This window comes from Flavobacterium sp. PLA-1-15 (genome assembly GCF_049060005.1).
Taxonomy (GTDB): domain Bacteria; phylum Bacteroidota; class Bacteroidia; order Flavobacteriales; family Flavobacteriaceae; genus Flavobacterium.
The window spans coordinates 51,208-66,824 of the sequence record NZ_JBMGQS010000016.1 but is presented as its reverse complement, the minus strand read 5'-3'; the positions used below and the strand labels follow the sequence as shown (position 1 = coordinate 66,824).

Here is a 15,617-nt window from a genome sequence, read left to right as displayed (position 1 = left end):
TTCGTTCTGTAATTCGCACCAAATGAAAAGATTCATCACCACGCTATTCTTATTAGCATTTTCTTTTTTATACTCCCAAAATCCGTCGCTTGAAAGGAAGAGTATAGAGAAGGAAATTATCAAAGCCGGTGTACATTACAGAAATGATGAATTTGAGAAATCGCTTGAACTGTCAAAGGATGCATTAGTACGATCTTTTAAAATTAAGGATTCCTATCTTATTGCAAATTCCTACAACTCCATTGGTGTCATCTATGATGAGTTTTCTCAGGCCAAAAGGGCAATCGAATTCTACGACAAGGCATTGCAATATGCCAACAAGACTGATAACGATTCTTTAAAAAATTGGGTGTATAGTAATTTGGGAAGTGCCTATTATTACAATAAGATTGATATAAAGAAAGGAATTGCATACTACAAGAAATCACTTTTTTTTGCAGAGAAAATAAAAGATAGCTCTCAGATTGCCTACACTAAATTAAATCTTGCTAATGCCTATTTTACATTTGAGGATTACGATACGGGGTATAAATACCTAAGTGATATAAGACCCTATTTTGAAACTAAAAGTGATGATGAAGGTCGTTTTTATTTACTTAATTCGTTGGGCGTTTATTACAGTAATGAGAAACAGCAGAAACTAGCAGAAGATTTTTTCTTCAAGGCTTTGGCATTATCAAAAGACGCTGGAATGGAAGGCTTGTCGATCAATGTCTATGAGAAACTGGTGGAGCACTACAAGAAATTCAATCAGCCAGAAAAGGCTGAGCTTTACGGGGAGAAGCTCAAGCAGATGAATAAGATACTTTACCCAGAGGAGAAATTGAAGAGTCTTGAAACACATGCTATCCAGATAGAATTGGACGAATATAAAAGCCAATTCGAAAGGATTGAAGTGGAGAATGCGTCACAGCAACAAAAAATATCAATAACCAAAACAGTAAGCTTACTGATGTTTGTTATTTTAATTGTGACACTTTTATTCCTCTATATTTTTTATAAAAGCAACAAGGCCAGGCAAAAATTAAATGCAGAACTGACAAAAGCAAATGAAGAACTGCTTTTGGCCAACCGAAAGGCAGAAGAAATGTCCAATATAAAAACCCAATTTGTCTCTACCGTAAGCCATGAACTGCGAACACCACTCTATGGAGTTATCGGGATTGCGAGTATCATTATAGAGGAACACAAGGAACTCATCAACAATAATCATTTGAATTCGTTGCGGTTTTCTGCCCGATATCTTCTGGCTTTGGTCAATGATATCTTGCAGTTGAACAAGATGGAGGAGAACAAGATTGTCCTTATAAACGGAGTTTTTAATCTTGAAGAAGAAATCAATACGATCAAGAATTCGCTTCATTTTATTGCCGATGGAAACGAAAACACCTTGTCAATAGAGTTTGATGCAAGAATTCCTAAATACCTTATTGGTGATGAACTTCGATTGTCGCAGATCTTGATGAACCTCATTAGCAATGCGTTGAAATTTACTGTAAAAGGCGAAGTAAAAATCATCGTGAAGCTCGATAGGGTGGAAGGTACAACTTACTTTATCACGTTCATGGTTCAAGACAACGGTGTAGGTATTACCAAAGAAAATCAATCGAAGATATTCGAGAAATTTGTACAACTTGAACGCAAAGGTGGCGATTATCAAGGAACTGGCTTGGGACTACCTATTGTAAAGAGGCTCATAGAACTTTTCCAGAGCAAGATTGAAGTAGAGAGTAAGGAAAATATTGGAACAAAATTTACCTTTACCATAGGTTTTGAATTGGCCGAAGGCGAAACAAAAATACCAGAACCACAGCAGGAGTCTGACAGCAGTTTGAGTATCTTGGTTGTAGAGGACAACAAAATCAATCAACTGGTTACTCAAAAGGTCATTGAGAGAAAGAAGCATGTCTCCAAGATGGTCGATAACGGTCATGATGCTATCGACTTGGTGCAGAAGGAACACTTCGATGCGATCCTGATGGATATAAACATGCCTGTTATTGACGGATATGAAACCGCTACAATGATTAGAAATCTCGGTATAAAGACACCTATCATTGCCTTGACGGCATTCGACCGTAATGAAGTTTTGAAGAAGGCCTCTGATGCAGGAATTGACGATGTGGTCATCAAACCTTTTAATCCTTCTGAGCTTTTCGAATCGATATACAACTGTATCAATCGCCGAAAAGAGCAATAATTGATAGCTTTAATCTGTAAAATCTTATAACTATAATTTCTTATTTCGTAAGGCTTGCCTTTCGCTTTAGCGGTAATTTTATACTTACTAAAAACGCTATAAGATGAAAAGCAAACTATTCACCAAATGGTGGGGATTATTAAAAAGCACCTTTACCGAATTTGATACCGACAATGCCATCAAGCTCAGCGCTTCCTTGTCCTATTATACTATATTTTCGTTGCCGCCTTTGTGCATCATCATCCTTTATATCTGTGGTATTTTCTTTGGGAGAGAAGCTGTTTCGGGTGAATTCTTCGGACAGATAAATGGTCTGGTAGGGAACGATGCGGCCGTGCAAATTCAGGAAACCATCAAGAATATTGAACTGTCCGACAGTAATATATTTGCTGCCGTATTTGGAGGTATTATGTTGCTTATTGGTGCTTCGGGGGTTTTTGCAGAAATTCAGAGCTCCATCAATTTTATATGGGGATTAAAGGCAAAGCCAAACAAAGGCATCATGAAATTCATCAAAAACCGATTGATGTCCTTTTCGATGATTGCTGCTGTCGGCTTCCTTTTGTTGGTGAGTCTTATGGTCAATACTGTGATGGATGTGCTCAATGCTCGTTTGGTACTGTACTTTCCAGACGCAACCGTCTATTTGTTCTATGTTCTGAACATAATCATCCTTTTTGTAAGTACCACCATACTGTTTTCCATCATCTTCAAGACCTTGCCCGATGGTGATATCGCTTGGCGAGATGCGTTGATTGGTTCCAGCTTCACTTCGGTATTTTTTATGATCGGTAAGTTTGCCATAGGTTTCTATTTAGGAAACTCAACAGTAGCCACGGTATATGGTGCTGCAGGATCGGTCGTGATTATATTGGTTTGGGTATATTACTCGGCTATTATATTATATTTTGGAGCAGAATTTACTAAAGTTTATGCCCGAAAGTATGGCAAGAAAATTATCCCGAATGATTATGCTGTAGAAATACAGAAGGAAATCTTTGAAATAGAAACGGTAGAAAATAACGACAACAAATAATCTTATAACTTTTAAGATTTAAACTATAACAAATAGGGCAGGATTAATCCCAACTTTGTAAAAGATAAACCAACCAATAAAACCTAACGCTATGGGAAATTTATTATACACAATTGCAGTAATCCTTATCATCATCTGGGCCATCGGATTCCTTGGAGGAATGGTAACAGGGAGCTTGATTCACTTACTGCTTGTTATTGCGGTAATCGCAATTATTTTCAGACTTATTCAGGGCAAGAAGCCACTTGATTAAGCATTTAGACATGTACATTTTTGTTTTGTAGATAAGGCCTAATTTGAACTAAAAATTCATTGTATTCCTTACAAAGTTTTTTTATAAAGATTATGTTTTAATTGTTTTTGGTGAACGACCCTTCGATTTATTCGAGGGGTCGTTTTTTTTTATACCTTTTTATTAATGAATCCTCGATGGCAATCTTTCTCATGACCGGAAAGCTTCTCGCAGCCCTGCGTGAAACTTTCCGGAAGGGTATAAACCTTGTTGCAACCCTGCAGGAAACTCTCCGAAGAGCGGAAAGCTTGTTGCACCATTACGTGAACTTTCCGAAAGGGTAGAAGCCTTGTTGCGACCCTACGGGAAACTTTCCCAAGAGCGGAAAGCTTCTCGTAGCCCTGCGACAAACTTTCCGGAAGTTTAAAAACCTTGTCGCAGGGTCGGTTCTTGCAATTCTGTCCACGGAATTGCTTCTCGTAGCGTCGGTTTGGGCTTTCGCCAAAAAAAAGGCTTCCAAACACTAGGTAGGAAGCCTTTTCACTAATTATAAATGCGGGGTATGTTTTTATTATTTCGATTTTTCGCCTACGAAATAATCAGAGTTCGTTTTAAAGAGCACGTTAAAGGTAGTTAGACTTCCGTAAATTCTGGTGATGTATTGCTGTAAATCTACCTTTTCGCTGTTGTCCAAGTTGCTGGCATTGATTTTTTGTTCCATCACCCTCAAGCGGTCGCGCACCATCACAATCTTATTAAAGAATGTATCGATAGCCACTTCTTTTCCTTGAACACCGGCTTGTCCTGGTTTTAAAATGAGGTCACCGCCTTTCCACTTATCGGCCATAGGAACCGTTTCCGTAACATCCGACCATTTTCTCAAGATGCTTTTCAGGCTCGACTCGATGTCATAGAAACTGATGGTATCCACCTCATTTTCGGCCGCTTCAATTACTTCAAATTCGCTGTTCAATGCAATCGTTTCCAAACCACTTTCTATAAAAGTTACCCAATAATCTTTTGAAGAAACATTCGTGATCACGCCTTTGCCATATTCTGGATGGTTTATTCTGGAGCCTATGCCTAGTATTTTCATATTGTATGTTTTAGTTTTCACGAAAATAGAAATCTATTTCATCTAATCCAAAATTTGTATTTATTTTAAAACTCTTTCATTTTAAAAATGCTAATTTTAAGAAATACATTTATTTTACAAATTCTAAAAACAATCATTATGAGAAAGATCACATTACTATTGACGTTCGTTTGCGCAACATTATTATCCTGCAGTTCAAAGAAAGAACTGGTGCCTACCGGCTCTAAATCATTGGAAGGAAATTGGGAACTTACCTACATTACAGGGCCAAGGATAGCCTTCGACGGATTGTATCCTAACACAAAACCAAACATTACCTTTAATATATCCAACAATCTGGTGATGGGAAAAAACAGTTGTAACAGCTACACCGGAAGTTTCAAGGCCGAAGGCAATAAACTGAGTTTTAATGAAGGCATGGCTTCTACCAAAATGTTTTGTGAAGGACAGGGGGAAACTATCTATATGTCAACACTTCAAAAGATTGACGGTTTTACAATTACAGATGATGGAAAAACGCTGAACCTGCTAACAGGCGATGTAGAGATGATGCGTTTCGAAAGAAAATATGCCGTTAGACATTAGTAATTTAATTCTGTAACATTAAAAGTTAATTCTGTAAGACGAAAACCTTGTCGATGGTATAATTTAGTACTATTAAAAATTACTAAAACAATCATTATGAAAAAGGTTAACATTTTAGGAAAAACACTTTTGAGCGCTACATTACTTAGTCTGTGTATCGGGACAACTTCTTGCAAGCAAGAGCCAAAAGCGGAAGACCCAAAAGAAGCAGCTGAAGACATCAACGAAACCAAGTTTGAAGAAAACGATGCAAAAGAAGATGATTCGCAATATCTTGTTGATGCTGCCGAAACTGATTTAAAGGAAATTGAAATCGGTAAATTGGCACAACAAAAAGGTACTGATGCAGAAGTAAAAGCTTTCGGAAAGAAGCTGGTTGATGACCACACCAAATCTTGGAACGAGTTGAAAGCGGTAGCTGAGCAAAAGCAAATCACGCTTCCAGCGGCCATAACAGAAGAAGGTCAGGATGACTACAACAAATTGAACGAGAAAACAGGTCATGATTTCGATAAGAAATTTGCTGAAATGATGGTTGACGGTCATAAAAAAGCTTTAGACAAAGCACAAAAAGCTTCAGAAAAAGCAAACGATGCTGAAATCAGAACTTGGGCAGCCGCTAAAATCGTTAGCTTGACAGCACACCGCGATCACGCACAAATGTTGAAAGACAAACTTGACAAAAAGAAATAATAACACACAAATAATCACAAAAACTAACCAATAAAACCTAACGCTATGGGAAATTTACTTTATACAATCGCAGTAATTTTGGTAATCATTTGGGCTCTTGGATTCTTCGGAGTACTTGGAACAGGAATTGCCACTGGAGGATTAATCCACATTCTATTAGTAATTGCAATCATCATTGTATTGCTAAGAGTAATCTCGGGTAGAAAACCTCTATAAGAGATCAAAAAAAAGCTATGAAAAACAAAAAACCGCCTCGCAAGAGACGGTTTTTTTATGCTTAAAACGAACTGATTTAGTAGCAGTATTCGTTTTCAGAGATCAATTTCTCAGCAATTGTTTCGCGCAACGCTACTACATTTGGGAGGTTGGTGTATTTGGTGAAACGTTTCAATCCCATCAAAAGCATACGTTGCTCATCACCTTCAGAGAACGAAGCGATTCCTTCCTTTCCTTTTGCATTCACGATATCAACCGCTTTGTATAAATACAATTGCGCCATTGCTATTTGTTCTTTCACGTTTTCCTGACCTTTTGATTTCACTAATTTCTCGGTTCTCAAGATCGTAGATTCAGCCATGTAGATTTCAATCAAGATGTCGGCGACGGCCATCAACAATTGTTGGTGACTGTCTAAATCCGGACCGTATTTCTGAACGGCTGCGCCAGCTACCATCAGGAATACTTTCTTCAATTTGGCAACCATTTCTTTTTCTTCGGCAAATAATTCAGAATAATCAGGCGTGTTGAAATCTGGAATTCCCATCAATTCTTCCTGTACCTTCATCGCAGGGCTCAATAAATCTACGTGGCCTTTCATGGCTTTCTTAACCAACATCCCTACGGAAAGCATGCGGTTGATTTCGTTTGTTCCTTCATAAATTCTTGCGATTCTAGCATCTCTCCAGGCACTTTCCATCGGAGTATCCTCAGAGAATCCCATACCACCGAAGATTTGAATTCCTTCATCCGCACAGTTTTGAATGTCTTCCGAAATCGCCACTTTTAAGATAGAAGCTTCAATAGCAAATTCCTCAACACCTTTTAATTCAGCATCTTGATGACTTTCTCCGTTGGCAACACGAGCTTCAATGCGTTCTTCCACATTTTTTGCCGCTCTGTAAGAAGCACTTTCACCTGCATAACAAGAAGTGGCCATTTCAGCAATCTTGGAACGAATCGCTCCAAAATTTGAAATTGGCGTATTGAATTGGATTCTTTCGTTGGCATATTTAACCGCTCCAGAAGTTACCCTTCTTTGTGCATCCAAACAAGCAGCACCTAATTTGATACGACCTACATTCAATGCATTCATGGCAATCTTGAAACCGTTTCCTCTTTCAGAAAGCATGTTTTCAACAGGCACTTTCGTATCACTGAAGAAAACCTGACGGGTAGAGGAGGCACGGATTCCCAATTTGTGCTCTTCTTCGTTCATCGAAATTCCGTTTGAAGGATCGTTTTCTACGATAAAACCTGTGATGTTTTTATCATCGCCAATTCTTGCAAATACAATGAAGACGCTACAGAAACCAGCATTAGAAATCCACATCTTTTGACCTGTGATTTTGTAATGTGTTCCATCTTCTGATAAAACGGCTTTAGTTTTTCCAGAATTGGCATCAGATCCTGCTCCTGGTTCCGTCAAACAATAGGCTCCAAACCATTCGCCTGAAGCTAATTTTGGTACGTATTTTAGTTTTTGTTCTTCTGTTCCATATAGAGTAATTGGCATCGTTCCGATTCCGGTATGCGCTCCAAAAGCAGTCGAAAACGAACCCGTTGCTCCCGAAATATAATCACAAACGAGCATTGTGGAAACAAATCCCATTCCGAGTCCTCCATATTCTTCAGGAACTGCAACTCCTAGAAGTCCCAATTCACCTGCTTTTTTCATACACTCTTCGGTGAAAGCAAAGTCTTTGTTTTCAAAACGGTGCTTGTTTGGCCAAATCTCTTTGTCCACAAATTCTTTCACCGTCTGTTTCATCATCAATTGCTCCTCCGAAAAGTCTTCCGGAGTAAAGATGTCTTCGCTTTTTGTTTCTTTTACAAGGAATTGACCACCTCGTGCGATTTGTTTTTCAGTCATTGGATATTTTTTTAAGAGAAAAGAAGAAAGAAGCAAGAAAAAAGACTATACCTCCAATTTGCTGATAAAACCAGCAGTCATCCTTTGGAATTCGATAATCTTGTTTTCTATTTCAATCATTTTTTCATTGTTTATATATTCGTTTTGATTAGCAATAATTAATTGTGTCTGTAATTCGAAAGAAGAACCTAAACTGATGTTCAGAAAATGTTTAAAATGAATATTTCCTCTATTTGAACCCTCAGCGATATTTGAAGGCATTGATACAGCGGCTCGATTCATCTGACTTACTAATCCATATATTTCATTTTTTGGAAACGTCAAACAGATTTTATGTATATCTGATGTTATCTCCATTGACAAAATCCAAATTTTCAGATTCTTAAAGTTATGTTTCATAGAGTCTTTTCTCTTGCTTCTTGGCTCTTTCTTCTCTTAAAGAACCTCGTAAACCCCAGCAGCGCCTTGACCAGTTCCCACGCACATCGTCACGATACCATATTTGTTTCCTCGCTGTTTCATTTCATCAAATAATTGTACTGAAAGCTTAGCTCCTGTGCAACCCAGCGGGTGACCCAAAGCAATCGCTCCACCGTTCACATTTACGATATCCGGATTGATACCTAATTCTCTGACAACAGCTAAAGATTGCGATGCAAACGCTTCGTTTAATTCGAATAATTCAATGTCATTCAACGACAATCCGGCTTGCTTCAAGGCTTTCGGAATAGCTTTTACAGGACCGATTCCCATAATTCTTGGTTCTACTCCAGCGGCAGCATAGCTTACCATTCTTGCAATTGGTTCCAAGTTTAATTCTTTAACCAAATCTTCTGACATTACCATTACAAAGGCAGCACCGTCACTCATTTGAGATGAGCTTCCTGCTGTAACGCTTCCGTCGGCTGCAAAAACAGGTCTTAGTTTCGCCAAAGCTTCCAAATTAGTGTCAGCTCTCGGACCTTCGTCTTTATTTACTACGTATGATTTTGTTGCTTTCTTTCCGTTTTCATCGATGTAAGTTTGCTCTACCGTAATCGGAACAATCTGCTTGTCGAATTTGCCTTCAGCTTGTGCTTTCAAGGCTTTTTGGTGCGAGTTGAAAGCAAATAAGTCTTGGTCTTCACGAGAAACCTTGAATTGTTTTGCAACTGCTTCCGCTGTCAATCCCATTCCCCAATAGTAATCTTCATGACCTTCTTTTGCTACCGCATAGTCGGGTGTTGGTTTATAACCTCCCATCGGGATAAAGCTCATGCTTTCGGCACCTCCTGCAATAATGCAATCTGCCATTCCTGATTGTATTTTAGCCGTTGCCATTGCAATGGTTTCCAATCCAGAAGCACAATATCTATTTACTGTAACTCCCGGAACATCATCGACTTTCAATCCCATGAGAGAAATTAATCGTGCAACGTTCAAACCTTGTTCGGCTTCCGGCATTGCGTTTCCGACCATTACGTCGTCTATTCTTTTCTTGTCGAAATCAGGCAGTTCATTCATCATGTATTGAATGGTTTCTGCAGCCAATTCGTCCGGACGTTTGAATCTGAATAGTCCTTTTGGTGCCTTGCCTACCGCTGTTCGGTATGCCTTAACGATGTATGCTGTTTTATTCATTTTATTTGTGTTGTTTTAACAAATTTTACAAACAAGTCACTCCAATGGAGTTCCTTTTATGGTGATTATTTTCATATCATAAACAATTATTATTCTACAAACTAAATCATTATGCTAGAGTTTATTTTATTTCGCAATATTGCCCCGTAGGGGTAAACTGTCTATAGAAACGAATGTGGATTATGGGTTAAGCTCCGTAGGAGCGACCTGATAATAAATGATTCCATTTCAAACAATCTATTAATCTATTTAATCAATAAAATCAAACAAATATCTCTCTTCATATTCAATTTCGAATTTCTGCAAAAAATCTAAATACTCATCTTTAAATGTTCTCTGTTTATGATGTTCTTCTTGATTTAAATATATTTCACTACATTATCAATATGACTTCTAGAATAAGAAAAAGCGCCAAATCCTTCCTGCCAATTGAATTTGCTTTTGATCCACTTGCTGTCATTTATAAACTTTGATGAGCCTGCTTTTATATCTCTAACCAAATCTGAAATGCTACAATTTGGTTGCAATCCGATAAACAAATGAACGTGGTCCGGCATTGCGAAAATGGATAATAACTTTTGCCCTCTTTTTTTAACGATGCCCGTTATGAACTTATGCAATTCTTCTCGGTGACCTTTATCTATTAAATTCTGTCTTCCTTTTACTGTAAATACAATTTGTATGTAAATTTGGGAATAGGTGTTTGGCATATATTTTTATTTTTAATGTTCATATAATGTATGACGGGTCGCTCCTATGAAGCTATGAACAGGTCGCTCCTACGGAGCTTTTCTGATCTGATTATCTGTGCTATAAACAGGACACTCCTACGGAGTTTAGTTTCTCAAAGGTTTTCCTTTCGTCAACATAAACTGGATTCTCTCTAATGTTTTTCTTTCCGTACAAAGTGATAAGAAAGCCTCTCTTTCGATATCCAACAAATATTGCTCTGTTACCAAAGTTGCTTCTGATAAATCGCCTCCAGCCATAACATAGGCCAGTTTGTTGGCAATCTTTTTGTCGTGTTCGGAGATGTAGCTTCCGGCTTGCATTTGGTCGGTTCCAACTAGGAACATTCCTAAGGCTTGCTTTCCTAAAACTTTTACATCTTTTCTTCTTATAGGTTGGGTGTATCCCGCATCTGCTAGAATCAATGCTTGCTTTTTGGCTTCTGCAATCTGACGGTCTTTGTTGATGACTACGATGTCTTTTCCGTGTTGCAAGATGCCTAAATCGAAGGCTTCGTGAGCGGAAGTGGAAACCTTTGCCATGGCTACGGTTAGGAAATACTCTTGCAATACGTTTAATTCCACATCGTTCTTGCGGAACAAATCCGAAGCTCTCAAGGCCATTTCCTTAGAACCACCACCACCTGGGATGACTCCGACACCGAATTCTACCAAACCGATATAGGTTTCTGCAGCAGCGACAACTTTATCAGCGTGCATGCTCATTTCGCAACCACCACCCAAAGTCATACCGTGTGGAGCCACTACGACTGGGATTCCAGAGTAGCGAACGCGCATCATTGTGTCTTGGAAAAGCTTGATGGCCATATTCAATTCGTCGTATTCCTGTTCCACCGCCATCATGAATATCATTCCGATGTTTGCTCCAACAGAGAAATTCGCCGCTTGATTTCCAATCACCAAACCGGCATATTCTTTTTCAGCCAAGTCAATTGCCTTGTTGATTCCTTGTAAAACATCGCCACCAATCGTGTTCATTTTAGACTGGAATTCAAGGTTTAAGATGCCGTCACCTAAATCAGTGATTACGGAACCTGAATTGCTCCAAACCTTTTTGCTTTCTCTAATATTGTTTAATATGATGAACGAATCTTGACCTGGAACTTTTTTCTGTGTTTTTGAAGTGATGTCGTAATAATACGTTGCACCGTCTTTGATGGTGTAGAAGGATTTGTTTCCAGAAGCCAGCATTTCGGTTACCCACGCTGCAGGCTCTTGGTTTTCGGCTTTCATCAATTCGATACCTTTTTCAACACCGATGGCATCCCAGATTTCAAATGGTCCATTTTCCCAACCGAAGCCGGCCTTCATGGCGTCGTCAATCTTGTATAAATCTTCTGTGATTTCAGGAACCCTGTTGGCCACATAAGCGAACATGCCTGCAAAGTTCTTTCTGTAGAACTCTCCAGCCTTGTCGGTTCCTTTTACCAACACCTTGAAACGGTTAATCGGCTTGTCAATGGTCTTGGTCAATTCTAAAGTGGCAAAAGAAGCTTTTTTAGCGGCTCTATATTCTAAAGTATCTAAGTCTAACGACAAGATGTCTTTGTCTACTTTCTTGTAAAAGCCTTGTCCGGTTTTACTTCCGAGCCATTTGTTTTCCATCATCTTGCTGATGAAGTCGGGAAGCTTGAACAAGTCGTGTGATTCGTCGTTTGGAACGCCTTCGTACAAACCATTCGCAACGTGCACTAATGTATCCAATCCCACCACATCAACGGTTCTGAACGTAGCGGATTTTGGTCGGCCGATGACAGGACCAGTCAATTTATCTACTTCTTCGATGGTGAGTCCCATTTCCTTTACGAGGTGGAACATGCTCATGATGCCGTAAATACCGATACGGTTTCCGATAAACGCCGGAGTATCCTTTGCTACGACCGAAGTCTTGCCTAGGAACTTTTCTCCATATTCATTCAAGAAATCCAATACTTCCGTAGATGTTTTCGGACCCGGAATGATTTCGAATAACTTTAGATAACGTGCTGGGTTAAAGAAGTGTGTGCCACAGAAGTGCTTTTGGAAATCTTCACTACGGCCTTCGCTCATAAAGTGAATGGGGATACCAGAGGTGTTGGAGGTAATCAACGTTCCCGGTTTTCTGTATTTCTCAATCTGTTCGAAGACTTGCTTTTTGATATCAAGCCTTTCGATTACTACTTCGATAATCCAATCGACATCAGCAATTTTAGCCAAATCATCGGTAGTGTTACCTGTTGTGATTCTGCTGGCAAACTTTTGATGGTAAATAGGAGAGGGCTTCGATTTCAAGGCATTTGCCAAGTGGTCGTTCACCACTCTGTTTCTTACTACTTTACTTTCTAAAGTCAATCCTTTTTTCTGTTCGGCTTCGGTGAGTTCACGTGGCACGATATCGAGAAGCATTACTTCTACACCGATATTTGCAAAATGGCAGGCGATGCCCGATCCCATGATTCCCGAACCAATTACCGCAACTTTTTTAATCAGTCGTTTCATTATTTATTGTTTATTCGTTGTTTGTTTATCTGTTTATTCGAAAGGATTCTCCGATACTGATCTTTAGAACACTTTCTTTTCTGTAATGAGGCTGTTGATGGTTTCGGCGACTTCAATAAAGTGCTCCAACTTTTCATCTGAGATGTTCTGACGGACAATCTCGTTGAACTTCAATACTGTACTTTTAGACTGATCTCTCATTTCTTTTCCAAATTTGGTCAGGTAAATTAAAACACCTCTGCCATCATCTGGATTTTTTTTCCTTTTGATGAGTCCCTTTTCTTCCATCGACTTTAGCGTCCGTGTGAGGCTTGTTGCTTCCATTCCCATTTTCGGACCCAATGCTGTTGATGGTGTTCCTTTATCCTTATCAATGCTTAACAAGACAAAACCTGTTGCCATCGTACCGCCGTATTTTGAGGCCTCTTCATTGTACATCCTTGACACGGCTTGCCAAGTTGCCCTCAAGATATAATCTATTGTTTTGTCTTTCATGTTGCTGTAACTATTTCAAAGATAATAAAAAAATACTATGCACGCATAGTATAAAGAGTTTTTTTTGGAGCAATTGAAAACAAATTACTTGTTTCAAGTAAAAATACGGATTTCTTTTGTGACTAGCGCAATGATTTTATATGCCTTTTTCAATATGCTTGAACGGCTTTATAAGCACTTTAATAGGGCTTTGATACGGCTTTAATAGCACTTTGATACGGCTTTATAAGCACTTTGATAGGGTTAGACAACATTAAGAAGCATGTGGTGGTTTTAAGAATGAAGGTATTTGGAATTTGAGTGGAAAAGTTTGGGACAGACTTAAAACTTAAAAACCCATTCAACTTTCCGTCGAATGGGTTTTTATAATTTGATGTGGAAGAAAATTAGATTCTGAATCCTCCGGCTGCTTCAATTCTTTGTGCATTGATCCATTTTGAATCGTCTGAACAAAGGAAGGCTACTACGGTACCGATGTCGTCTGGTAAACCCACTCTTCCTAAAGCGGTTTGCGAAGATATCCCTTGGTTGTACTCGGCAATATCGCGAACAGCTCCTCCGCCAAAGTCGGTTTCGATGGCACCCGGTGCTACTGAGTTGACTCTTATCTTTCTGCTTCCCAATTCCAATGCCTGGTATCTTGACAAGGAATCTACCGCAGCCTTCATGGCGCCATACGCCGCATAGCCTTCAAAAGAAAAGCGTGCCAATCCAGATGATGTATTGACGATACTACTGCCGTCGTTTAATAAAGGTAGGAGTTTTTGTGTCAAGAAGAACGGTCCCTTGAAGTGGATGTTGGTCATTGCGTCCAAAATTTCCTCGGTAGTGTTTTCAATGGTTGCATTGATGCCGATTCCTGCGTTATTGACCAAAGCATCCAGTTTTGCCGAAGCAAACTGAGTGTCCAAAATATTTTTTACGTCCGCTGTAAAGGTGTCAAATCCTGCTGTTGAAGCAATGTCCAACGGCAAGGCGAATGCTTTTTGTCCGATGGTTTCGATTTCTTTTACTACTTCTTCTGCCGCTTCCTTTTTGGATTGATAGGTGATGATGACATCAAATCCTCTTCTTGCCAATTGCAGAGCCGAATCCTTTCCTAGTCCACGGCTTCCGCCTGTAACCAATACTATTTTATTTTGCTTATTTGCCATTTTTTTAATGTATTAAATTGATACGGCAAAGTTCAGGCAAAACTACATTATGCTATTTGCATAAATCAAATGATAATTTGTAAAAATCAAACAAGCTGTAATTCCCTGTATTGTTGGGGCGATAGCTGGCTGTGCTTTTTAAAGAAGTTGGAGAAGTGTGCCACCTCTTCAAACCCCAGCGTAAAGGCTATTTCCGAAATGTTCCATTGCGTTTGCGAAAGGAGCATTTTCGCTTCCTGATAGAGACGGCTTCCAATGATTTCGCCCGTGGTTTTTCCAGTCGTCTCCTTTAATACACGGTTCAAGTGATTTACATGAACTCCCAGTATACCAGCATAATCGGCAGGTGTTTTCAGCTTCAAAAGATGGCTCCTGTTTTCTATTGGGAACTGCCTTTCCAATAATTCGATAAACAGCGTTGTCGTTCTGGATGCGGCAGTCTTGTTGTTTTCTATGGGAAGTATCGGCTTTAGCTTCTGTCCCGAATGAATCAGTTCCATTACATAATGCCGCAACAGGTCGTATTTGTAGAGGTAGTCGGACTTTATTTCCTCGTGCATTTTCATAAATATAGCCTCGAACTGCTGAAACTGCTCGGTTGAAATCTGAAAGATAAAATCGCTTTGCGGACTGAATACCGGCAGGTTGTCGAGTTCCATTCCGATTTTGGCGGTTGGCAGGAAGTCTTTTGTAAACACACAAAAATGTCCCGATTGGTTCTCGCACTGGTTGGTATAATTGTAGGGTACTTTAGGCGAGGCAAACAGAATGGCACAATCTTCAATATGGATCACCTTGTCGGCATATTCCACACGGTTTTGTCCCTTTATCAAACTAATCTTGTAATAAGTACGCCTGTTGTACGGCATTTCGGGTTTGGACTTGCAGGCCCTGTATATTTCCGAAATATCAAAAACATTAAAATGACCAATGTCCTTGTTGATGTTTTCGGTAAGGAACAAATCGATGTCGGGACAGGTCTGTCCTAAAATCTCTTGGTAAAACTCTTTGATGGTGATGGAGCTCATGTTGCTTTCGTTGTAAAAATCAAAGGTAGGGATTTTTGGGATTTAAAGATTTAAAGATTGAAAAGATTGAAAAGATTGAAAAGATTTAAAGACTTAGAGTAGTATGGTCATGGTTTTTATAAAAATATCGTACTTTAGAATTTCAAAACCTCAAAGCAACCG

Annotated in this window: 14 protein-coding genes and 1 pseudogene; 6 read left to right on the top strand and 9 right to left on the bottom strand. The window is 39.2% G+C overall.

The window, feature by feature from the left end; genetic code table 11:
* The first annotated feature begins 22 nt into the window (after window positions 1–22).
* The 3 genes from ACI6PS_RS10615 to ACI6PS_RS10605 all read left to right on the top strand — a co-directional run bounded on the left by ACI6PS_RS10615 (window position 23) and on the right by ACI6PS_RS10605 (window position 3,489).
* On the top strand, window positions 23–2,200 hold the full coding sequence (locus tag ACI6PS_RS10615) for a response regulator (protein ID WP_421012544.1): 2,178 nt from the start codon (window positions 23–25) through the stop codon (window positions 2,198–2,200).
* Window positions 2,201–2,303: 103 nt separating this feature from the next.
* Complete coding sequence (locus tag ACI6PS_RS10610) at window positions 2,304–3,236, top strand: YihY/virulence factor BrkB family protein (RefSeq protein WP_421012543.1); 933 nt, start codon at window positions 2,304–2,306, stop codon at window positions 3,234–3,236.
* A gap of 91 nt (window positions 3,237–3,327) precedes the next feature.
* Window positions 3,328–3,489 (top strand): lmo0937 family membrane protein, encoded by a 162-nt coding sequence (locus ACI6PS_RS10605; protein WP_421012542.1) that lies wholly within the window; start codon window positions 3,328–3,330, stop codon window positions 3,487–3,489.
* 550 nt (window positions 3,490–4,039) lie between these two features.
* Here the strand turns inward: ACI6PS_RS10605 and ACI6PS_RS10600 are convergent.
* Window positions 4,040–4,564 carry a hypothetical protein gene (locus ACI6PS_RS10600; protein ID WP_421012541.1) on the bottom strand — a complete coding sequence of 175 codons (525 nt, stop codon included), beginning with the start codon at window positions 4,562–4,564 and terminating at the stop codon, window positions 4,040–4,042.
* 138 nt (window positions 4,565–4,702) lie between these two features.
* Here ACI6PS_RS10600 and ACI6PS_RS10595 point away from each other — a divergent pair, with 138 nt between their 5' ends.
* The 3 genes from ACI6PS_RS10595 (at window position 4,703) to ACI6PS_RS10585 (ending at window position 6,058) form a co-directional block, all read left to right on the top strand.
* Window positions 4,703–5,149 (top strand): META domain-containing protein, encoded by a 447-nt coding sequence (locus ACI6PS_RS10595; RefSeq protein ID WP_421012540.1) that lies wholly within the window; start codon window positions 4,703–4,705, stop codon window positions 5,147–5,149.
* Between the two features lie 96 nt (window positions 5,150–5,245).
* The gene (locus tag ACI6PS_RS10590) at window positions 5,246–5,842 is read left to right on the top strand and encodes a DUF4142 domain-containing protein (RefSeq protein ID WP_421012539.1); all 597 of its coding nucleotides are present in this window, start codon (window positions 5,246–5,248) and stop codon (window positions 5,840–5,842) included.
* Between the two features lie 45 nt (window positions 5,843–5,887).
* The gene (locus tag ACI6PS_RS10585) at window positions 5,888–6,058 is read left to right on the top strand and encodes a lmo0937 family membrane protein (RefSeq protein WP_296146953.1); all 171 of its coding nucleotides are present in this window, start codon (window positions 5,888–5,890) and stop codon (window positions 6,056–6,058) included.
* A gap of 76 nt (window positions 6,059–6,134) precedes the next feature.
* Here ACI6PS_RS10585 and ACI6PS_RS10580 read toward each other — a convergent pair whose 3' ends face one another.
* From ACI6PS_RS10580 to ACI6PS_RS10545, 8 genes and pseudogenes are all read right to left on the bottom strand, one after another.
* Window positions 6,135–7,931, bottom strand: a complete 1,797-nt coding sequence (locus ACI6PS_RS10580; RefSeq protein WP_421012538.1) for an acyl-CoA dehydrogenase family protein — start codon at window positions 7,929–7,931, stop codon at window positions 6,135–6,137.
* Between the two features lie 45 nt (window positions 7,932–7,976).
* Complete coding sequence (locus ACI6PS_RS10575) at window positions 7,977–8,330, bottom strand: four helix bundle protein (protein ID WP_421012537.1); 354 nt, start codon at window positions 8,328–8,330, stop codon at window positions 7,977–7,979.
* Between the two features lie 36 nt (window positions 8,331–8,366).
* On the bottom strand, window positions 8,367–9,551 hold the full coding sequence (locus ACI6PS_RS10570) for an acetyl-CoA C-acyltransferase (protein ID WP_421012536.1): 1,185 nt from the start codon (window positions 9,549–9,551) through the stop codon (window positions 8,367–8,369).
* A gap of 249 nt (window positions 9,552–9,800) precedes the next feature.
* Window positions 9,801–10,261 (bottom strand): annotated as a pseudogene (gene tnpA / locus ACI6PS_RS10565) (IS200/IS605 family transposase).
* A 126-nt stretch (window positions 10,262–10,387) separates the two neighbouring features.
* The gene (locus tag ACI6PS_RS10560; RefSeq protein WP_421012535.1) at window positions 10,388–12,778 is read right to left on the bottom strand and encodes a 3-hydroxyacyl-CoA dehydrogenase NAD-binding domain-containing protein; all 2,391 of its coding nucleotides are present in this window, start codon (window positions 12,776–12,778) and stop codon (window positions 10,388–10,390) included.
* A gap of 63 nt (window positions 12,779–12,841) precedes the next feature.
* On the bottom strand, window positions 12,842–13,273 hold the full coding sequence (locus ACI6PS_RS10555) for a MarR family winged helix-turn-helix transcriptional regulator (protein WP_421012534.1): 432 nt from the start codon (window positions 13,271–13,273) through the stop codon (window positions 12,842–12,844).
* 386 nt (window positions 13,274–13,659) lie between these two features.
* Window positions 13,660–14,427, bottom strand: a complete 768-nt coding sequence (locus ACI6PS_RS10550; protein ID WP_421012533.1) for an SDR family NAD(P)-dependent oxidoreductase — start codon at window positions 14,425–14,427, stop codon at window positions 13,660–13,662.
* A gap of 86 nt (window positions 14,428–14,513) precedes the next feature.
* Window positions 14,514–15,455, bottom strand: a complete 942-nt coding sequence (locus ACI6PS_RS10545; RefSeq protein ID WP_421012532.1) for a helix-turn-helix domain-containing protein — start codon at window positions 15,453–15,455, stop codon at window positions 14,514–14,516.
* Window positions 15,456–15,617: the final 162 nt, after the last annotated feature.

Bases quoted from the DNA above. Each gene is read 5' to 3' on its own strand.
- ACI6PS_RS10595 (WP_421012540.1), top strand. From the start codon at position 4,703: ATGAGAAAGATCACATTACTATTGACGTTCGTTTGCGCAACATTATTA.
- ACI6PS_RS10550 (WP_421012533.1), bottom strand. From the start codon at position 14,427: ATGGCAAATAAGCAAAATAAAATAGTATTGGTTACAGGCGGAAGCCGT.
- ACI6PS_RS10575 (WP_421012537.1), bottom strand. From the start codon at position 8,330: ATGAAACATAACTTTAAGAATCTGAAAATTTGGATTTTGTCAATGGAG.
- ACI6PS_RS10585 (WP_296146953.1), top strand. From the start codon at position 5,888: ATGGGAAATTTACTTTATACAATCGCAGTAATTTTGGTAATCATTTGG.
- ACI6PS_RS10580 (WP_421012538.1), bottom strand. From the start codon at position 7,931: ATGACTGAAAAACAAATCGCACGAGGTGGTCAATTCCTTGTAAAAGAA.
- ACI6PS_RS10545 (WP_421012532.1), bottom strand. From the start codon at position 15,455: ATGAGCTCCATCACCATCAAAGAGTTTTACCAAGAGATTTTAGGACAG.
- ACI6PS_RS10605 (WP_421012542.1), top strand. From the start codon at position 3,328: ATGGGAAATTTATTATACACAATTGCAGTAATCCTTATCATCATCTGG.
- ACI6PS_RS10555 (WP_421012534.1), bottom strand. From the start codon at position 13,273: ATGAAAGACAAAACAATAGATTATATCTTGAGGGCAACTTGGCAAGCC.
- ACI6PS_RS10610 (WP_421012543.1), top strand. From the start codon at position 2,304: ATGAAAAGCAAACTATTCACCAAATGGTGGGGATTATTAAAAAGCACC.
- ACI6PS_RS10600 (WP_421012541.1), bottom strand. From the start codon at position 4,564: ATGAAAATACTAGGCATAGGCTCCAGAATAAACCATCCAGAATATGGC.
- ACI6PS_RS10570 (WP_421012536.1), bottom strand. From the start codon at position 9,551: ATGAATAAAACAGCATACATCGTTAAGGCATACCGAACAGCGGTAGGC.
- ACI6PS_RS10615 (WP_421012544.1), top strand. From the start codon at position 23: ATGAAAAGATTCATCACCACGCTATTCTTATTAGCATTTTCTTTTTTA.
- ACI6PS_RS10590 (WP_421012539.1), top strand. From the start codon at position 5,246: ATGAAAAAGGTTAACATTTTAGGAAAAACACTTTTGAGCGCTACATTA.
- ACI6PS_RS10560 (WP_421012535.1), bottom strand. From the start codon at position 12,778: ATGAAACGACTGATTAAAAAAGTTGCGGTAATTGGTTCGGGAATCATG.